This is a genomic window from Flavobacterium supellecticarium, assembly GCF_004801375.1.
In the GTDB taxonomy this organism is placed as follows: domain Bacteria; phylum Bacteroidota; class Bacteroidia; order Flavobacteriales; family Flavobacteriaceae; genus Flavobacterium; species Flavobacterium supellecticarium.
This window is the reverse complement of record NZ_SSNZ01000003.1, coordinates 139118-155937: the sequence shown is the minus strand read 5'-3', so window position 1 is coordinate 155937 and position 16820 is coordinate 139118. Positions and strand designations below refer to the sequence as shown.

21 protein-coding genes are annotated in these 16820 nt (G+C 38.2%); 2 read left to right on the top strand and 19 right to left on the bottom strand.

The annotated features are described in order from the left end of the window. Nucleotide 1: 1 nt before the first annotated feature. Nucleotides 2–2116, bottom strand: coding sequence for a TonB-dependent receptor plug domain-containing protein (locus E6C50_RS09910; protein ID WP_136403076.1), 2115 nt, complete (start codon nucleotides 2114–2116; stop codon nucleotides 2–4). 190 nt (nucleotides 2117–2306) lie between these two features. Here E6C50_RS09910 and E6C50_RS09905 point away from each other — a divergent pair, with 190 nt between their 5' ends. Next, nucleotides 2307–3212 carry a DUF6607 family protein gene (locus tag E6C50_RS09905; protein ID WP_136403075.1) on the top strand — a complete coding sequence of 302 codons (906 nt, stop codon included), beginning with the start codon at nucleotides 2307–2309 and terminating at the stop codon, nucleotides 3210–3212. Nucleotides 3213–3273: 61 nt separating this feature from the next. On the opposite strand, the gene ctlX is transcribed toward E6C50_RS09905, so the two are convergent. Both ctlX and E6C50_RS09895 read right to left on the bottom strand, forming a co-directional pair. After that, nucleotides 3274–4212, bottom strand: a complete 939-nt coding sequence (gene ctlX / locus E6C50_RS09900; RefSeq protein WP_136403074.1) for a citrulline utilization hydrolase CtlX — start codon at nucleotides 4210–4212, stop codon at nucleotides 3274–3276. A gap of 21 nt (nucleotides 4213–4233) precedes the next feature. Further along, nucleotides 4234–5148 carry a dimethylarginine dimethylaminohydrolase family protein gene (locus E6C50_RS09895; protein WP_136403073.1) on the bottom strand — a complete coding sequence of 305 codons (915 nt, stop codon included), beginning with the start codon at nucleotides 5146–5148 and terminating at the stop codon, nucleotides 4234–4236. Between the two features lie 173 nt (nucleotides 5149–5321). Here E6C50_RS09895 and E6C50_RS09890 point away from each other — a divergent pair, with 173 nt between their 5' ends. After that, on the top strand, nucleotides 5322–5687 hold the full coding sequence (locus E6C50_RS09890) for a hypothetical protein (RefSeq protein WP_136403072.1): 366 nt from the start codon (nucleotides 5322–5324) through the stop codon (nucleotides 5685–5687). Nucleotides 5688–5736: 49 nt separating this feature from the next. Here E6C50_RS09890 and E6C50_RS09885 read toward each other — a convergent pair whose 3' ends face one another. From E6C50_RS09885 to rplF, 16 genes are all read right to left on the bottom strand, one after another. Beyond that, a complete protein-coding gene (locus tag E6C50_RS09885) occupies nucleotides 5737–7020 on the bottom strand; it encodes a citrate synthase (protein ID WP_136403071.1) in 1284 nt (427 codons plus the stop codon). 349 nt (nucleotides 7021–7369) lie between these two features. Then, nucleotides 7370–8662: a phosphopyruvate hydratase gene (gene eno, locus E6C50_RS09880; RefSeq protein ID WP_136403070.1), complete on the bottom strand. Its 1293-nt coding sequence runs from the start codon at nucleotides 8660–8662 to the stop codon at nucleotides 7370–7372. 37 nt (nucleotides 8663–8699) lie between these two features. After that, entirely contained in the window at nucleotides 8700–9809 is a 1110-nt protein-coding gene (carA, locus tag E6C50_RS09875; protein ID WP_136403069.1) for a glutamine-hydrolyzing carbamoyl-phosphate synthase small subunit, read from the bottom strand. A 182-nt stretch (nucleotides 9810–9991) separates the two neighbouring features. Continuing rightward, a complete protein-coding gene (rplQ, locus tag E6C50_RS09870) occupies nucleotides 9992–10483 on the bottom strand; it encodes a 50S ribosomal protein L17 (protein WP_136403068.1) in 492 nt (163 codons plus the stop codon). Nucleotides 10484–10521: 38 nt separating this feature from the next. Then, a complete protein-coding gene (locus E6C50_RS09865; protein ID WP_136403067.1) occupies nucleotides 10522–11514 on the bottom strand; it encodes a DNA-directed RNA polymerase subunit alpha in 993 nt (330 codons plus the stop codon). Nucleotides 11515–11539: 25 nt separating this feature from the next. Then, nucleotides 11540–12145 (bottom strand): 30S ribosomal protein S4, encoded by a 606-nt coding sequence (gene rpsD, locus E6C50_RS09860; protein ID WP_136403066.1) that lies wholly within the window; start codon nucleotides 12143–12145, stop codon nucleotides 11540–11542. 86 nt (nucleotides 12146–12231) lie between these two features. After that, nucleotides 12232–12615 carry a 30S ribosomal protein S11 gene (gene rpsK / locus E6C50_RS09855; RefSeq protein WP_136403065.1) on the bottom strand — a complete coding sequence of 128 codons (384 nt, stop codon included), beginning with the start codon at nucleotides 12613–12615 and terminating at the stop codon, nucleotides 12232–12234. An 11-nt stretch (nucleotides 12616–12626) separates the two neighbouring features. Continuing rightward, nucleotides 12627–13001, bottom strand: coding sequence for a 30S ribosomal protein S13 (rpsM, locus tag E6C50_RS09850; RefSeq protein WP_136403064.1), 375 nt, complete (start codon nucleotides 12999–13001; stop codon nucleotides 12627–12629). Nucleotides 13002–13003: 2 nt separating this feature from the next. Beyond that, nucleotides 13004–13120, bottom strand: coding sequence for a type B 50S ribosomal protein L36 (ykgO, locus tag E6C50_RS09845; protein ID WP_002987490.1), 117 nt, complete (start codon nucleotides 13118–13120; stop codon nucleotides 13004–13006). Nucleotides 13121–13131: 11 nt separating this feature from the next. Further along, on the bottom strand, nucleotides 13132–13347 hold the full coding sequence (gene infA, locus E6C50_RS09840) for a translation initiation factor IF-1 (RefSeq protein ID WP_007136545.1): 216 nt from the start codon (nucleotides 13345–13347) through the stop codon (nucleotides 13132–13134). Between the two features lie 5 nt (nucleotides 13348–13352). Continuing rightward, on the bottom strand, nucleotides 13353–14699 hold the full coding sequence (secY, locus tag E6C50_RS09835) for a preprotein translocase subunit SecY (RefSeq protein WP_136403063.1): 1347 nt from the start codon (nucleotides 14697–14699) through the stop codon (nucleotides 13353–13355). A gap of 13 nt (nucleotides 14700–14712) precedes the next feature. Then, nucleotides 14713–15165 (bottom strand): 50S ribosomal protein L15, encoded by a 453-nt coding sequence (gene rplO, locus E6C50_RS09830; RefSeq protein WP_136403062.1) that lies wholly within the window; start codon nucleotides 15163–15165, stop codon nucleotides 14713–14715. A gap of 14 nt (nucleotides 15166–15179) precedes the next feature. Beyond that, nucleotides 15180–15362: a 50S ribosomal protein L30 gene (rpmD, locus tag E6C50_RS09825; protein ID WP_136403061.1), complete on the bottom strand. Its 183-nt coding sequence runs from the start codon at nucleotides 15360–15362 to the stop codon at nucleotides 15180–15182. A gap of 12 nt (nucleotides 15363–15374) precedes the next feature. Beyond that, nucleotides 15375–15899: a 30S ribosomal protein S5 gene (gene rpsE, locus E6C50_RS09820; protein WP_136403060.1), complete on the bottom strand. Its 525-nt coding sequence runs from the start codon at nucleotides 15897–15899 to the stop codon at nucleotides 15375–15377. Nucleotides 15900–15904: 5 nt separating this feature from the next. Next, nucleotides 15905–16252 carry a 50S ribosomal protein L18 gene (gene rplR / locus E6C50_RS09815; RefSeq protein WP_136403059.1) on the bottom strand — a complete coding sequence of 116 codons (348 nt, stop codon included), beginning with the start codon at nucleotides 16250–16252 and terminating at the stop codon, nucleotides 15905–15907. An 11-nt stretch (nucleotides 16253–16263) separates the two neighbouring features. Then, on the bottom strand, nucleotides 16264–16806 hold the full coding sequence (gene rplF, locus E6C50_RS09810; protein ID WP_136403058.1) for a 50S ribosomal protein L6: 543 nt from the start codon (nucleotides 16804–16806) through the stop codon (nucleotides 16264–16266). Between the last annotated feature and the right edge of the window lie 14 nt (nucleotides 16807–16820).

The following is a 16820-nucleotide window of genomic DNA, read 5'->3' as shown; positions in this document are numbered from 1 at the left end:
ATTACATATTTAACTTATACAATAATTTTACGAAGTAGGATCTTCCGTATCCCATAAGGATATTTGTTCCGGCCGCCGAATGCGCTCCGGCTTCAGTAGCTGTGGTATTAATCGTCGTGATGTCCAAAAGGTTTCTCGCTCCGACGGTCGCTTCCAGCTTTTTATCCAAAAATGTTTTCTTGATCGTCGCATCCAACCAGGTAAATGGATTTTGTTTTCCTCTTTCCAATGTGCCGTTTCTTTCTACAAACTGATATTGCGGTCCGTTATATTTTACGTAGGCCGAGAAAACGGTTCCCCATTTCGGTACAGTATACGAAGTGTTCGCATTCAATTGAAAGGCATACAGATAATCGTCGTTTGACAATACGCCACTGTCTAACACTTTTGAAATTCCGGAGAAAGTAACCCCGAAATTACCGGTAAAGTTTTTGTATTGTGCCGTATTGGTTAGCGACAATCCCCAGGTTTTATACACATCAATATTGTTATATTGGTATACCAAAGGCGATTGTTGGATAATGATCATTTCGATTCTGTCTTTTACATCCATAAACCAACCCGAAAGTTTGTTTTGCATCGAGAACGCCTCGTTGAATTTGGTATCTTTTTTCAGGTGTAGGAAAATTGATTTCCCTTGTTCCGGATTTAAGTTTGGATTCCCCTGAATGTTATGGTTTACATCGACCATATAGGTGTATAACTCATCGAAGTTTGGTAGTCGTGGCGCCGTACCTACAATAGCACGTAGTTCGTATCCGCTATCGAAGGCATATTTCGCACTCAATGAAAGCGCCGCCTGTGTTTCGAATTTGGATGACAACAGCATACGCACACCCGGACGAATCGAGAAGTGTTTGTTAAAATTGATTTCGGAAGAGGTGTATACATCATACGAGTTTAATTCTCTTTCGATATTTTCCCCGTTAAACAATCCGGCTAAGCTGGTAATATAGCCTTTCACGCTGTTTACTTCGTATCCCGCCTGAAGATTAAAGGTTTCGTTTTTCAGGAAATTGGAGAAAAATCCTTTGGAATAGTACACTTTTCGGGATTCATATTCCAATTTTTCGGTTCCAAAATGCTCCTGCTGACGGATTCTGTAATTGTATTTTTCAAGATCACGGGTTTGCTCCTGATACGAAAATGACACATCGTAGTTCAATCCATTTTCGCTCAATTTACCGGAAGCATTCAAATGATGATAATACCGTGTTGAGCTGTAAATTTCGTCTTTTGCTATCGGGTTATCTGTTGCGGTAACCGGATCAAAATTTTGCTGTACATCGGCACTATAACGATCGGTTGTTTCCTGAAAGAACTCAAACTTATAGAACAAACGGTAGTTTTTTGTGGTATATGCTAATAATGATTTGGCGTTTAACTGTACTTTTGGCAACCATTCGTAACCTCTGAGTCCGTCGTTGTTTACATAATTCTCTCCCATTTTATCGTTCCAGAATCCTTTAAAGTCGTTACGGGTAAACATGGCGTTCCCATAGAACTTATCGGAAAAATTATGTCCAATTTTGATCGACTGGATATGACGCCCTTTATCGGCAAAATTGTATTCTTTTCCAACCGTCTCTTCCTGAATATAGGGTGTTACTTCCCATTTATACTGAGACGATTTTTTGGTGATGATATTGATAATTCCGGAAACGGCATTCGCCCCATAATCTACCCCCATGGAACCTTCCACGATTTCGATTTGCTGAATATCATCCAGGTTGATTTGCGTCAGATCGGTATTATTCCCCAGACCTTCGTCGTTTACCACCGGAATATTATCGACTAAGATTTTAAAATACTGCGCATCCAATCCGAATAACTGTACGCCCGATTTTCCGGTAGACGCATTCGGAATGATATTAATGTTTAAGGTTTGATTCAGGATGTCGGCCAGGTTATTTCCGGCTTGACGGTCGATATCGGCTCTGGTGATAACCTTTACTTCAAAAACCGATTTTTTAACCGATTGTGGATTGTATTGTCCGGTTACGACCACTTCATCCAATTTATTAACTTTAGGGACGATACTGTCGTTTTCCTGAGCAAAACCGGAAACCGTTCCCAGTAAAAACAACCCGCTACATATTTTTAATTTGAAACCCATTAGTATTTTTTTGTGCGTTTTTTTGACTTTAAGAATTGTTGATCAACCAAATAGAACTATTGACACAACATTTGCAATATTAATTTAGACTTATTCTTAATAATTTCCTGCAAATGTAAATGATAATTTTTATTTGTTCTAAATAAATTTAATATTTTTGCACAGGAAATTTTTTAATTAATACATCATAATGAAAAATCTAAAACAAAGAGTAACTGTTGCTTTATTGTTTGCAGCCTTTTTAGGTCATGCGCAAGGCAATAAGAAAAAACAAGACATCGACGCGATCAAATCTATGTGTGGATGTTATGAAGTAGAGTTTAATTTCGCAGAAACTTTTAAAACTACAAAAGACGAGAACTACAAACCATCCCCTACCAAATACGACAAGGGATTAGAGTGGGTAGAATTGGTTGAAGACCAACCCAACAAAATCGTAATGCAGCATTTGCTAATTGTAGGCGACACTATGATTGTAAAACACTGGAGACAGGATTGGGAATTCGAAAACACCCGTTTATACGATTTCTTCAAAGACACTTCCTGGAAATACAAAACGCTTTCTAAAGCCGATGTAAAAGGACAATGGACACAACGTGTATTCCAGGTAGACGATAGTCCGCGTTATGAAGGAACCGCGACATGGGTTCACGTTGACGGAACATCCTACTGGAGAAACTACACCGATGCACCACTTCCACGAAGAGAACACACCATCCGTAACGATTACAACGTTTTAAACAGAAGAAACGAGCATGAAATCACGAAATTCGGATGGATCCACAACCAGGACAACAAAAAAATCAAACGTGACGATGCTGGTAAAGATGTGGTATTAGCACAAGAAAAAGGACTTGACATCTACACAAAAGTAGCCGATTCCAAATGTGTTGCCGCTCACAAATACTGGAAAGAAAACAAAGCCATGTGGAAAAACGTTCGCGACAAATGGCAAACTATTTTCGACCGAAATAAAGATTTAAACTTAGAAGAAAAAGTAAATCGTAAATCGTTATTCGGTTATTTATTCGACTTAAAAGGAGATACTCCTAAAGCTGAAACAGATAAAATCATTGATAGTTTCATAAAAAACTAATACTACAAAACAACAAAACCGCTTTAAATAAAGCGGTTTTTTTTATGTTTGAATTTTATTCTTATTCTGCTTCCGGCAAAAATACTTCCGCCATCATACAACGGGCACTTCCACCACCGCAGGCTTCAATCGTATCCAGACTGGAGCTTAAAATCTCGCAGTGTTTTTCAATTTTTGCGATTTGATCTTTTGTCAGACTCTGATGCGCCGAAGCACTCATCACCAAATAACGCTTGTCATTAGCACCGCGTACCTGTAGCATATTTCCAGCGAAATTATTTACCTGATCTTCGGTGATCAATATAATTTCTTTTCCATCTGATTTTAGGCAATCCAATACCATTTTACGTTCTTTGGTATCATCGATACAATCGGCACAGATTACTGCAAATGTTTCCGCCAAACACATCATCACATTTGTATGATAAATATGCTTGCGCTCACCGTTTACCGTTTGGTACGCTTCAAAGATTACCGGGTTTAATTCGAAATCTTCACAAAACTCAATCATCAGTTCTTCATCTGCTCGTGGCGACAAAGCGCAATAGGCTTTTCCGTTTTCACGATCCAACAATAAACTTCCGGTTCCTTCCAAAAAGATATTATCTTCTTCTGCGGAGGTATAATCTACAATATTCTCGATTTGAAAACCTTTTTCTTCCAAAATATCCAATATATCCTCACGACGTTCTAAACGGCGGTTTTCGGCAAACATTGGATACAAAGCCACATCTCCGTTTTCGTGGAACGAAATCCAGTTATTCGGAAAAATACTGTCCGGCGTGTCCGGAGTAACGGTATCTTCCACAACGATAACGTTTACACCAACATTTTTTAGTTTTTCAACAAAAGCATCAAACTCTTCCTGTGCTTTAGCATTTACTGTAGCCGGCAACAGGTTGTCCAATACTTTTTGGTAATAATTATTTACAGCCGTTTGCTCGTTCATACGGAACGCCACCGGGCGGATCATCAAAATGGTATTTGTTGTTTGTTTCATAACACTATTTTCTTAAAATTATTAATCCCGGATCAACGGTAAAGTGGAACATCGCAACAATCCTTCCTGTTTGGCGATTTCGGCATACGGGATTTCCTCTACCGTAATTCCTTTACTACGCAACCAGTTGTTTAGTCGCGTAAAATTGCGTTCCGACACAACCACGTCCGGTGCAATTGAAAACACATTGGAATTCATCTGATACATCTCCTCTCTTTCGATATGGAACAGGTTTTCCATTCCAAAAAGATTAACCAGATACATATAATCGGCTTCTTCACGGAAACCACTTTTATAGATAATTCCTTTATCAGTTCCCACCGGCTGAAAACAGCAATCCAGGTGTAAGGCATTATCTCTCGGTTCAATTTTCGATTTTACCAGATCAAATTCTTTTACGATTTTATGTGGGAAAAGTTTTTTGATATAGGCCACACCTTCCATATTAGTACGCGCTGTGATATAATCTTTGTAATCACTTCCTTTATACGTTCCGATAAAAATATGATCATTCCACACCATTACATCACCACCTTCAATATGTACTTCTTCAGGCGGACGAACCACCTTTTGCGGGTCCATCTGATCGATTATATATTGGATCGCATCCAATTCTCTTTCGCGATCCGGTAATATATTGGCTTTCACAAATGTATCATCAATCACAAAACCGATATCACGGGAAAAGATTTGGTTATAGTTTTCTATAATTTCCGGACGAAACACTTTAACATCGTATTTTTTGAAAACGGCATTAAAGGCGTCCATTTCTTTGATCATATCTGATTCCACGGGATAGGTTCCCGCCTTAATATGTTCTAATGATTTCGGATCATAGGCCTCTTCAATTGTGGGCGTAGGTCCATTATTTACTGCAGTACCTAAAACGACGGCTCTAAGCCGCGACGTTTCATTTTTTACATTTAGACTTAACATAGCTTTTGGCTTTTGGCAAATATAAACAAAGGGGTTTGATTAATAAAAAAGTCCTGATCAAATATCCATCAGATTATAAATTATTCTTTCGAATTATAATAACTTAAAAATAAAGCAATTATAGATCAACAAAAAGTAATTTTTTAATACATTTACTTAAAAAACTACAAAATATGGGATTATCAAGCTTTTTTAGTTCGCTTTTCGGGAAGGCCAAACAGACTACCGAAAATGTTGGCGATGCCTTACATAATACGTCTGAAGCGGCATCAGACAAAATCGAATCTTTTTCCAAAGAGGTAGCCGAGACGGTTACTGATATCGGTGATACAGTTTCTAACAAACTGGAAGAAATGGGCGTATCGGAAACGGTAACCCACTTTGCCGACAAGGCCAAAGACACCATAACTGATGCCGGCGAATGGTTAGAAGAAAAAGCCGCCGATGCAAAAGAGTCGGTTTCCGATTGGATTAATAAGGCCGAAGATAAAGTAGATGATGTATCCGACGATACGGAAACAGGAAAAACTACAGAATAAAAAAAATCCCGAAGCACAACTTCGGGATTTTTATTTATGACAACAACTATTATCTTTCGTTCATCGGTTTAAAAGAACGCAATGCATAACCCGTGTACACCTGACGTGGACGTCCGATTGGCTCTTTATTAACACGCATTTCTTTCCATTGTGCAATCCATCCCGGAAGACGTCCGATTGCGAACAATACGGTAAACATATCCGTTGGGATTCCTAAAGCGCGGTAAATAATTCCGGAATAGAAATCTACGTTTGGATATAAGTTTCTCGATTTGAAATACTCATCCTGTAAAGCCGATTCTTCTAATTGTTTCGCGATGTTCAAGATCGGATCGTTAACCCCTAAAGTAGCCAATACTTCATCCGCTGCTTTTTTGATAATTTTCGCACGTGGGTCGAAGTTTTTATAAACACGGTGTCCGAATCCCATTAAACGGAACGGATCGTTTTTATCTTTCGCTTTCGCTAAATATTTCTCCGCATCACCTCCATCTTTCTGGATTTCTTCCAACATTTCCAATACGGCCTGATTTGCCCCTCCGTGTAGTGGTCCCCATAAAGCAGAAACACCGGCAGAGATTGACGCAAATAAACCAGCATGGGATGAACCTACCATACGTACCGTTGACGTAGAACAGTTTTGTTCGTGATCGGCATGAAGGATGAATAATTTATCCAAAGCATCCACAATAACCGGGTTGATTGTGTACGGTCCGGTTGGCAATTCGAACATCAAACGAAGGAAGTTTTCCACATATCCTTTCGTATTGTCGTAGTAGTTTAAAGGGAAACCAGACGTTTTACGGAAAGTCCAGGTAGCCAATACCAGGAATTTACCCATTGTTTTACAAACAGCGGTGTACATTTCCTCTTCGTTTTCAACATTGACAACTTTCGGATTAAACGCTGTAAGCGCACTTGTTAGTGAAGACAGAACGCCCATTGGGTGTGCCGTTTTTGGAAAACCATCGATGATGTTTTTCATTTCTTCATTAACCAACGTGTATTTACGGATATCGTTTTCAAATTTTTCTAATTGGGCTGCAGTTGGCAACTCACCAAAAATAACCAGATACGACACCTCTAAAAAGTTTGCTTTTTCCGCCAGGTCTTCAATGGCATATCCTCTGTAACGAAGAATACCTTGTTCCCCGTCAAGGAAAGTGATATCACTTTTACAAGATCCTGAATTTTTATACCCCGGGTCAAGCGTAATCGCGCCAGTTGCAGCACGTAATTTTTCTATATCGATAGCAACTTCGTTCTCGCTTCCTACTATTACCGGGAATTCATATTTGTTGCCATCAATTTCTAATATTGCAGTTTTTGACATGTTTGTATTAGGAATTAAATGTAAAATATTTTTGTTATCTGCGAATTTAAGCAATTCCAATCGAAATGGAAAGAAAATCAAGCAAGGAAATCGTTAATTATTCCGTAAAAATTAAGCGTAAAAATTACATTTTTCACATTTTTTACCGCACAAAAAAACACCCTGTAAAGTCGTGTTTTCACAAGTTAAATTACGTTACTAAAAATTGCCGGGATGTTACATAAAACACGCTTTTTTACCGCTATTTTTCATAATGAGACACCTGACAGGTTTTGAAAACCTGTCAGGTGTAATGCAACAAAAAAGGCCATCCTAATCGGACAGCCTTTTCCTATACTTAAAAGCGTTGTTATTTTACTTTAAATGCTCTTTCCTGCGGAAAGTAGGCAACTTCGCCCAATTCTTCTTCAATACGAAGCAATTGATTGTATTTTGCCATACGGTCGGAACGGGAAGCCGATCCGGTTTTAATTTGTCCGCAGTTTAATGCTACGGCAAGGTCGGCTATCGTATTATCTTCCGTTTCTCCGGAACGGTGTGACATTACAGACGTATAACCGGCATTATGTGCCATGTTTACCGCTGCGATGGTTTCGGTTAATGTTCCGATCTGGTTTACCTTGATCAGGATGGAATTGGCAATCTTTTCGTTAATTCCTCTTGACAAACGTTGTACATTGGTTACAAATAAATCGTCCCCTACTAATTGTACTTTATCTCCGATTTTTTCGGTTAATAATTTCCATCCGTTCCAATCGTCTTCATACATTCCGTCTTCGATGGAAATGATTGGATATTTTGCAGCCAAATCGGCTAAATATTGTGCCTGCTCTTCAGACGTTCTTACTTTTCCGGTAGCGCCTTCAAATTTGGTATAGTCGTATTTGCCATCGATATAGAATTCAGAAGCTGCACAATCCAAAGCAATCATTACGTCATCTCCGAAAGTATATCCGGCATTTTCAACCGCCAGCTTAATCGAATCCAAGGCGTCTTCGGTACCACCGGCCAGATTTGGAGCAAAACCTCCTTCATCGCCAACAGCCGTACTTAAATTTCTATCGTGTAATACTTTTTTCAGGTTATGAAAAATTTCCGTTCCCATTTGCATTGCATGGGTAAAGTTTTGTGCTTTTACCGGCATGATCATAAACTCCTGGAATGCGATAGGCGCATCGGAATGTGATCCTCCGTTAATGATATTCATCATTGGCACCGGAAGTGTATTCGCTGAAACACCACCTACATAACGGTATAATGGCATTCCCAGTTCGTTTGCTGCTGCTTTTGCCACAGCCAGAGAAACACCAAGAATAGCATTTGCTCCTAAATTTGATTTGTTTGGCGTTCCATCCAATTCGATCATTACTTTATCGATAGCGTTTTGTTCAAAAACTGACATTCCAACGATTTCGGATGCGATCGTTATATTTACATTTTCAACCGCTTTTAAAACACCTTTCCCCACATAGGCTTTTCCACCGTCTCTTAATTCGACAGCTTCGTGCTCTCCGGTTGAAGCTCCCGATGGAACAGCAGCTCTTCCCATGATACCGTTTTCGGTAAACACATCTACTTCTACTGTTGGATTACCTCTGGAGTCTAATATTTGTCTTGCGTGAACTTTAATAATCATGCTCATAATTGATACTTTTTGATTGCCTTTAAAAAAGGCCGGATTAATTTTTAGCTAATTTAATGTTTTCGACGAATTGGTCAAACAAATAACGGGCATCGTGCGGTCCGGGACTCGCTTCCGGGTGGTATTGTACGGAGAAACAACTTTTGTTTTTCATTCGCATACCGGCAACGGTACCGTCGTTCAAATGCACATGGGTAATTTCAAAATCAGGGTGTTTTTCCAATTCTTCACGCACTACGGCAAAACCGTGGTTCTGAGACGTGATTTCACCTCTGTTTGTGATTACATTCATCACCGGGTGGTTGATTCCACGGTGACCGTTAAACATTTTATAGGTCGAAATTCCATTTGCTAAAGCAATAATCTGATGTCCAAGGCAGATACCGAAAACCGGAACATCGGTAGCCAGGATCTGGCGTGCCACTTCCTGTACACCTTTTAACGGATCCGGATCACCAGGTCCGTTGGACAGGAAATATCCATCCGGATTAAATGCTTTTAAATCTTCAAAGGAAGTATTGTATGGGAATACTTTGATATAACAGTCTCTTTCGGCCAAGCATCTCAAAATATTGGTTTTGATTCCCAAATCGAGTGCCGCAATACGATAAGTTGCCTTTTCATCACCAAAAAAGTAAGGCTCTTTTGTTGACACAGTGGAAGCCAATTCCAAACCTTTCATATCCGGAACGGCGGCCAATTGTTTTTTCAATTCTTCCAACGGTGTTCCATCGGTACAGATAACAGCATTCATAGCGCCATTATCGCGGATATAACGCACCAAAGCACGAGTATCGACATCGGAGATTGCCACAAGGTTTACTTTTTCGAAGTATTCGAATAAACCTTCGGAAGCATCGGGTCTGGAATAATTAAAGCTAAAGTTTTTACAAACCAGTCCGGCAATTTTGATTCCGTCAGAATCTACTTCATCTTCATGAACACCGTAGTTTCCGATGTGTGAATTGGTTGCCACCATGATTTGTCCGAAATACGACGGATCGGTAAAGATTTCCTGATATCCGGTCATTCCGGTGTTAAAACAAACCTCACCAAAAGTGGTTCCTTCAATTCCTATGGATTTTCCATGGAAAACAGTTCCGTCACTTAGTAAAAGGATGGCTTGATTTCGATTTGAATATTTCATTGTGTGTTGTGTTGTAAAATTTTGCAAATTTAATCTAAATTCTTCTTTCTGGAAACTATTCGGACAAAACCGCTGTTCTTTTTTCATTTTGGTGTTTGGCATCCGAAAGAAAAGGGCAAAAAAAAAGGACAAACTTAAAAAGTTCATCCTTAATTTTTATTGAAGAATCAATTGTTTCATGATTATTCAGTAGCTTCTGTATTTTCAGTAGTTTCAGCAGCCGGAGCTTCAGTAGCAGGAGCAGTTTCCGTTTTTTTAGCTCTACCGCGACGAGTAGTTGCTTTTTTAACTTCTTTCTTACCTCCGTTGTACAATTCGTTGAAATCTACAAGTTCGATCATTGCCATATCAGCGTTATCCCCAAGACGGTTACCCAATTTAATAATACGAGTATATCCACCTGGACGGTCACCAACTTTAGCAGCTACTTCTCTAAACAATTCCGTTACAGCGTATTTGTTACGTAAGTAAGCGAAAACAACACGACGGTTGTGAGTAGTATCTTCTTTTGATTTTGTTACCAATGGCTCTACGAATTGCTTTAAAGCTTTCGCTTTAGCAACAGTAGTATTGATACGCTTGTGCTCGATAAGTGAGCAAGCCATATTAGCCAACATAGATTTTCTATGTCCAGCCTGTCTGCTTAAATGATTTATTTTTTTTCCGTGTCTCATTGCTATACAATTTAATCGCGCTTTTAGGGCGGACTAGATTATTCTTTATCTAATTTATATTTAGTCAGATCCATTCCGAAAGTAAGCCCTTTAACAGCGACTAATTCGTCAAGCTCTGTTAATGATTTCTTACCGAAGTTACGGAACTTCATCAGATCATTTTTATTAAATGATACTAAATCGCCTAGTGTATCAACTTCAGCCGCTTTTAAACAATTTAGTGCTCTAACAGAAAGATCCATATCGACAAGCTTGGTTTTAAGCAATTGTCTCATGTGTAATGATTCTTCGTCGTACGATTCTGTCTGAGCAATTTCATCAGCCTCAAGTGTAATTCTTTCATCAGAGAACAACATAAAGTGATGAATCAACGTTTTAGCTGCTTCTGTTAAGGCATCTTTAGGGTGAATAGAACCATCAGTAATGATCTCAAAAACTAATTTTTCATAGTCAGTTTTTTGCTCCACACGGAAGTTTTCTATTGAATATTTTACATTCTTTACTGGAGTGTAAATAGAATCTGTAAAAATAGTTCCTATAGGTGCATTTGGTTTTTTGTTTTCTTCAGCAGGAACATAACCACGCCCTTTTTCGATAGATAATTCCATGTTAATGGTAATTTTGCTATCAAGGTTGCAGATAATCAAATCCGGGTTAAGCACCTGGAAGCCAGAGATAAATTTTTGAAAATCACCGGCCGTAAGTTGCTCTTTACCAGAAAATGAGATAGAAACAGATTCATTATCGATATCTTCGATCTGACGTTTGAAACGTACTTGTTTCAAGTTCAGGATGATTTCTGTAACATCTTCAACCACACCGGAGATAGTAGAGAATTCGTGATCCACGCCTTCAATACGAACCGAAGTGATTGCATATCCTTCCAAAGAAGAAAGCAAAACACGTCTTAATGCGTTACCAACAGTCAATCCATATCCCGGTTCTAAAGGTCTGAATTCAAATTTACCTTCAAAATCGGTTGAATCGATCATGATAACTTTATCGGGCTTTTGAAAATTAAATATTGCCATATTTATTTCGACTGATGTCTAATTATTATTTGTTGTACAACTCTACGATTAACTGTTCCTTAATGTTTTCTGGAACTTGGATTCTTGCCGGTACAGAAACGAAAGTACCTTCTTTAGTATCATTATTCCAAGTAATCCATTCGTAAACAGTGCTAGAATTAGATAACGAGCGTTCGATAGCCTCAAGAGATTTTGATTTTTCACGAACAGCAACTTTGTCACCTGGTTTAAGGTGATAAGAAGGGATATTTACCACTTCACCATTTACAGTGATGTGACGGTGTGAAACGATTTGACGAGCAGCACGACGAGAAGGAGCAATCCCCATTCTGTATACTACGTTATCTAATCTTGCTTCACATAGTTGGATTAACACCTCACCCGTTACTCCTCTGGAAGCAGCTGCTTTTTCGAATAAGTTACGGAACTGACGCTCTAAAATTCCATATGTGTACTTTGCTTTTTGTTTCTCCATTAACTGGATAGCGTACTCGGATTTTTTACCTCTTTTTTTCGCTAAACCGTGTTGCCCTGGAGGGTAATTTCTTTTTTCGAAAGATTTGTCATCTCCGAATATCGCTTCACCAAATTTACGAGCGATTTTAGTTTGTGGACCAGTATATCTTGCCATTGCTAAAAATTAAAAAAGGTAGGGATTATGAATTCAGGTCTTTCCTCCGATAATCTTGTTCCTACCTTAGGTTATACTATAAAAAATTAAACTCTTCTTCTTTTTGGAGGGCGACATCCGTTGTGTGGCATTGGAGTTACGTCGATAATTTCGGTAACTTCAATTCCTCCGTTGTGAAGAGATCTGATAGCAGATTCTCTACCATTTCCAGGACCTTTAACGTAAACTTTTACTTTTTTAAGTCCTGCTTCTAAAGCAACTTTGCTACAATCTTCTGCTGCCATTTGAGCTGCATAAGGAGTATTCTTTTTAGAACCTCTGAAACCCATTTTACCCGCTGAAGACCAAGAAATAACTTCACCTTTCTTGTTTGTTAAAGAAATAATGATGTTGTTAAAAGTTGCATTAATATGAGCCTCGCCTGTTGATTCAACGATAACTTTACGCTTTTTTGTATTTGCCTTAGCCATACTACTACTTATTATTTAGTTGCTTTTTTCTTGTTAGCAACAGTTTTTCTTTTACCTTTTCTTGTTCTAGAGTTGTTTTTAGTTCTCTGACCTCTTAATGGAAGTCCAGCTCTATGACGAATTCCTCTGTAACATCCGATATCCATTAAACGTTTGATGTTTAATGAAATCTCAGAACGTAATTCTCCTTCAATTTTGAAATAAGAAACTGCTTCACGGATTGCTCCGATTTCGTCGTCATTCCAATCTTGAACTTTTTTATCTTCGCTTACGTTAGCTTTAGCTAAAATCTCTTTCGCTCTGCTGTCCCCAATTCCGAAGATATAGGTTAGCGCGATGATTCCTCTTTTATTTTTAGGTATATCTACCCCTGCAATTCTTGCCATAACTATCCTTGTCTTTGTTTAAATCTAGGATTCTTTTTATTAATAACGTATAATCTTCCTTTTCTACGCACAATAATGCACTCGGCACTTCTTTTTTTAACTGATGCTCTTACTTTCATTTTAATAGCCTTTAGTATCTATAAGTAATTCTTGCTTTAGACAAATCGTAAGGGCTCATCTCTAACTTCACTTTATCACCAGGTAATAATTTGATATAATGCATACGCATTTTACCAGAGATATGAGCAATTACAATGTGTCCGTTTTCTAATTCTACACGGAACATAGCATTTGATAATGCTTCAATGATTGATCCGTCTTGTTCTATTGCTGATTGTTTTGCCATAAAAATTAAGCTACTGCTTTTCTATTTTTACCACTTTTCATCAAACCGTCGTAATGCTTATTCAATAAATACGAATTTATTTGTTGAATAGTATCAATTGCAACTCCCACCATAATTAGCAACGATGTTCCGCCATAAAACATAGCCCACCCCTGTTGAACGCCAAGTAAACTTACCGCGATAGCTGGGAACACAGCGATCAATGCTAAGAATAACGAACCAGGGAAAGTGATCAACGACATGATTTTATCCAGGTAGTCACCAGTCTCAACACCAGGACGAATTCCCGGGATAAAACCTCCACTACGCTTTAAGTCGTCAGCCATTTTATTTGTAGGTACTGTAATTGCGGTGTAAAAGTAAGTAAAAATAATGATTAATAAAGCAAAAACTAAATTATACTGCCATCCAAAGATATTTTGGAAGCTAGTCGTGATAGTTTGTGCTGTATCAGATGTCGATAAACCAGCAACAGCAGCAGGGATAAACATGATTGCCTGAGCGAAGATAATCGGCATCACCCCAGAAGCGTTAAGCTTAAGTGGAATCCATTGTCTGTTACCACCCATCATATCCTGTTCGAAATCACCAGCGGTTGTACGGCGTGCATACTGAACCGGGATTTTTCTAACTGCCATGGTTAATAGAATACAAGCAATAATGATTAACAACCAAATGATTACTTCTAAAACGATAAGCATAGGTCCTCCGTTGTTTTCGGTAACACGGGAAGAGAACTCCTGAATGAAAGCCTGCGGCAAACGGGCAAGAATTCCCACCATGATCAGCAACGAAATACCATTTCCAATACCTTTATCAGTAATTTTTTCACCTAACCACATTGCAAAAATCGTACCTGTAACTAGGATGATTACAGATGAGAATAAGAATGAGAATGAACTAAATCCTAATAAAAAGGCATCTGCAGGCAATTGTTTATACAAGTTATAAATATAACCTGGACCTTGCAATAGGGTAATACCAATAGTTAACCATCTAGTGATTTGGTTGATTTTACGTCTTCCGCTTTCACCGTCTTTTTGTAGTTTCTGAAGATACGGAATCGCAATTCCCATCAACTGAACTACAATCGACGCTGAAATATACGGCATGATACCCAATGCAAATACAGATGCCTGCGAGAACGCACCACCTGTAAATACATTGATTAACCAACCAATACCTTGATCTGTTTGACTAGATAAACTTTGCAATTTAGTAGCATCAATACCTGGAAGGGTCACCTGAGCACCTAAACGGTAAACTAATAATAACCCCAGAGTAATTAAAATTTTATTTTTTAATTCCTCAATTTTCCAAACATTTACTAATGATTCTATAAATTTCTTCATCTGTCTATAAAGATTATAAAGTTACAGCTTCTCCTCCTGCAGCTTCGATAGCCGCTTTTGCAGTAGCAGTAAATTTGTGAGCAGTTACTTTTAGTTTTGCTTTAAGCTCTCCTCTTCCTAAAATCTTTACTAAGCTATTTTTTGTTGCTAAACGATTGTCTACTAAAACAGCGAAATCAACTGTATCGGTTACAACTCCGTTATCAACTAATAACTGAAGCGTATCCAAATTGATACCTTGATATTCTACTCTGTTTATGTTTTTGAAACCAAACTTAGGTACACGTCTCTGTAAAGGCATCTGCCCTCCTTCGAAACCAATTTTCTTAGAATAACCAGAACGAGACTTAGCTCCTTTGTGTCCACGTGCAGCGGTACCACCTTTACCAGAACCTTCTCCTCTACCTAATCTTTTATTTTGGTTGTGTACTGAACCTTCAGCTGGTTGTAAGTTACTTAAATTCATAACTGTTATTGTTATTAGTTAGCTTCTTCTACAGAAACTAAGTGTTTCACTTTATTTACCATTCCAAGGATAGCAGGATTTGCATCGTGTGCAACAACTTGTCCTAGTCTTCTAAGACCTAAAGCTTCAAGAGTTCTCTTTTGAGAAAGAGGACAATTGATTTGACTTTTAACTTGTTTTACTAATATTTTCGCCATAATTTCCTTGAATTAACCTTTGAATACTTTTTCTAAAGATACACCTCTTTGTTTTGCAACAGTGTGTGCACTTCTCATTTGTAATAAAGCATCAAAAGTAGCTTTAACAACATTGTGTGGGTTTGATGAACCTTGTGATTTTGATAATACATCGTGGATTCCCAAAGACTCCACAACAGCTCTCACAGAACCACCGGCAATTACTCCGGTACCGTGAGAAGCAGGCATTAAAAATACACGTGCTCCACCAAATTTACCTTTTTGCTCGTGAGGGATAGTGTGTCCAACCAATGGAATACGCACTAAGTTCTTTTTAGCATCTTCTACTGCTTTAGCAATAGCTTCAGACACATCCTTAGATTTTCCAAGACCATGACCTACTACACCGTTTTCGTCTCCTACAACTACAATTGCAGAAAAACCGAAAGCTCTACCACCTTTTGTAACTTTAGTAACACGATTAACACTTACCAAACGATCTTTCAATTCAAGACCACTTGGTTTTACCAGTTCTACGTTTTTATAATTATGATACATAATTCTTAGAATTTAAGTCCAGCTTCTCTAGCGCCGTCTGCCAATGATTTAACTCTTCCGTGGTATAAATAACCACCTCTATCAAAAGAAACAATCTCTACTCCTGCATTTTTAGCTTTTTCGGCAATTAATTTACCTACTACAGCAGCGATTTCGATTTTTGTTCCTGTTGCTCCAGCTTCTCTTGAAGATGCAGCAGCTAGTGTCACACCATTTACGTCGTCTATGATTTGCGCATAGATTTCTTTATTCGATCTAAAAACAGAAAGTCTTGGTTTCGCAGCAGTTCCGCTTACAATCTTTCTGATTCTGAACTTGATTCTTTGTCTTCTTTCAGATTTTGTTAATGACATAGTCTTAATTTTTAAGCTGATTTACCTGCTTTTCTTCTTAATACTTCACCTACAAACTTCACACCTTTTCCTTTGTAAGGTTCCGGCTTACGGAAAGAACGGATTTTAGCCGCTACTTGTCCTAATAGTTGTTTGTCATATGAAGATAACTTAATGATTGGGTTTTTACCTTTCTCAGAAACTGTTTCAACTTTTACTTCTGAAACAACTTCAAGAACGATGTTGTGCGAAAAACCTAAAGCGACATCCAATTTTTGACCTTGGTTAGAAGCTCTGTATCCTACTCCAACTAATTCTAATTCTTTAGTAAAACCTTCAGCTACACCAACAATCATGTTATTGATTAGAGCTCTGTATAAACCGTGTTTTGATCTTTGTTCTTTTGCATCAGAAGATCTTTCCACGATTACTTGTCCTTCCTCAACTTTAACAGACACATCTGAAAACTCTTGAGAAAGTTCTCCTAATTTTCCTTTTACTGTAATTACAGCATCTTTAACTTCTACAGTTACTCCAGCTGGAATTGCAATTGGACTTTTTCCTATTCTTGACATTGCTTAGTCTTTTT

What these genes read in the sequence shown, in the direction of transcription:
- E6C50_RS09910 (WP_136403076.1), bottom strand. Translation starts at nt 2,116, where the DNA reads ATGGGTTTCAAATTAAAAATATGTAGCGGGTTGTTTTTACTGGGAACG.
- E6C50_RS09905 (WP_136403075.1), top strand. Translation starts at nt 2,307, where the DNA reads ATGAAAAATCTAAAACAAAGAGTAACTGTTGCTTTATTGTTTGCAGCC.
- ctlX (WP_136403074.1), bottom strand. Translation starts at nt 4,212, where the DNA reads ATGAAACAAACAACAAATACCATTTTGATGATCCGCCCGGTGGCGTTC.
- E6C50_RS09895 (WP_136403073.1), bottom strand. Translation starts at nt 5,148, where the DNA reads ATGTTAAGTCTAAATGTAAAAAATGAAACGTCGCGGCTTAGAGCCGTC.
- E6C50_RS09890 (WP_136403072.1), top strand. Translation starts at nt 5,322, where the DNA reads ATGGGATTATCAAGCTTTTTTAGTTCGCTTTTCGGGAAGGCCAAACAG.
- E6C50_RS09885 (WP_136403071.1), bottom strand. Translation starts at nt 7,020, where the DNA reads ATGTCAAAAACTGCAATATTAGAAATTGATGGCAACAAATATGAATTC.
- eno (WP_136403070.1), bottom strand. Translation starts at nt 8,662, where the DNA reads ATGAGCATGATTATTAAAGTTCACGCAAGACAAATATTAGACTCCAGA.
- carA (WP_136403069.1), bottom strand. Translation starts at nt 9,809, where the DNA reads ATGAAATATTCAAATCGAAATCAAGCCATCCTTTTACTAAGTGACGGA.
- rplQ (WP_136403068.1), bottom strand. Translation starts at nt 10,483, where the DNA reads ATGAGACACGGAAAAAAAATAAATCATTTAAGCAGACAGGCTGGACAT.
- E6C50_RS09865 (WP_136403067.1), bottom strand. Translation starts at nt 11,514, where the DNA reads ATGGCAATATTTAATTTTCAAAAGCCCGATAAAGTTATCATGATCGAT.
- rpsD (WP_136403066.1), bottom strand. Translation starts at nt 12,145, where the DNA reads ATGGCAAGATATACTGGTCCACAAACTAAAATCGCTCGTAAATTTGGT.
- rpsK (WP_136403065.1), bottom strand. Translation starts at nt 12,615, where the DNA reads ATGGCTAAGGCAAATACAAAAAAGCGTAAAGTTATCGTTGAATCAACA.
- rpsM (WP_136403064.1), bottom strand. Translation starts at nt 13,001, where the DNA reads ATGGCAAGAATTGCAGGGGTAGATATACCTAAAAATAAAAGAGGAATC.
- ykgO (WP_002987490.1), bottom strand. Translation starts at nt 13,120, where the DNA reads ATGAAAGTAAGAGCATCAGTTAAAAAAAGAAGTGCCGAGTGCATTATT.
- infA (WP_007136545.1), bottom strand. Translation starts at nt 13,347, where the DNA reads ATGGCAAAACAATCAGCAATAGAACAAGACGGATCAATCATTGAAGCA.
- secY (WP_136403063.1), bottom strand. Translation starts at nt 14,699, where the DNA reads ATGAAGAAATTTATAGAATCATTAGTAAATGTTTGGAAAATTGAGGAA.
- rplO (WP_136403062.1), bottom strand. Translation starts at nt 15,165, where the DNA reads ATGAATTTAAGTAACTTACAACCAGCTGAAGGTTCAGTACACAACCAA.
- rpmD (WP_136403061.1), bottom strand. Translation starts at nt 15,362, where the DNA reads ATGGCGAAAATATTAGTAAAACAAGTTAAAAGTCAAATCAATTGTCCT.
- rpsE (WP_136403060.1), bottom strand. Translation starts at nt 15,899, where the DNA reads ATGTATCATAATTATAAAAACGTAGAACTGGTAAAACCAAGTGGTCTT.
- rplR (WP_136403059.1), bottom strand. Translation starts at nt 16,252, where the DNA reads ATGTCATTAACAAAATCTGAAAGAAGACAAAGAATCAAGTTCAGAATC.
- rplF (WP_136403058.1), bottom strand. Translation starts at nt 16,806, where the DNA reads ATGTCAAGAATAGGAAAAAGTCCAATTGCAATTCCAGCTGGAGTAACT.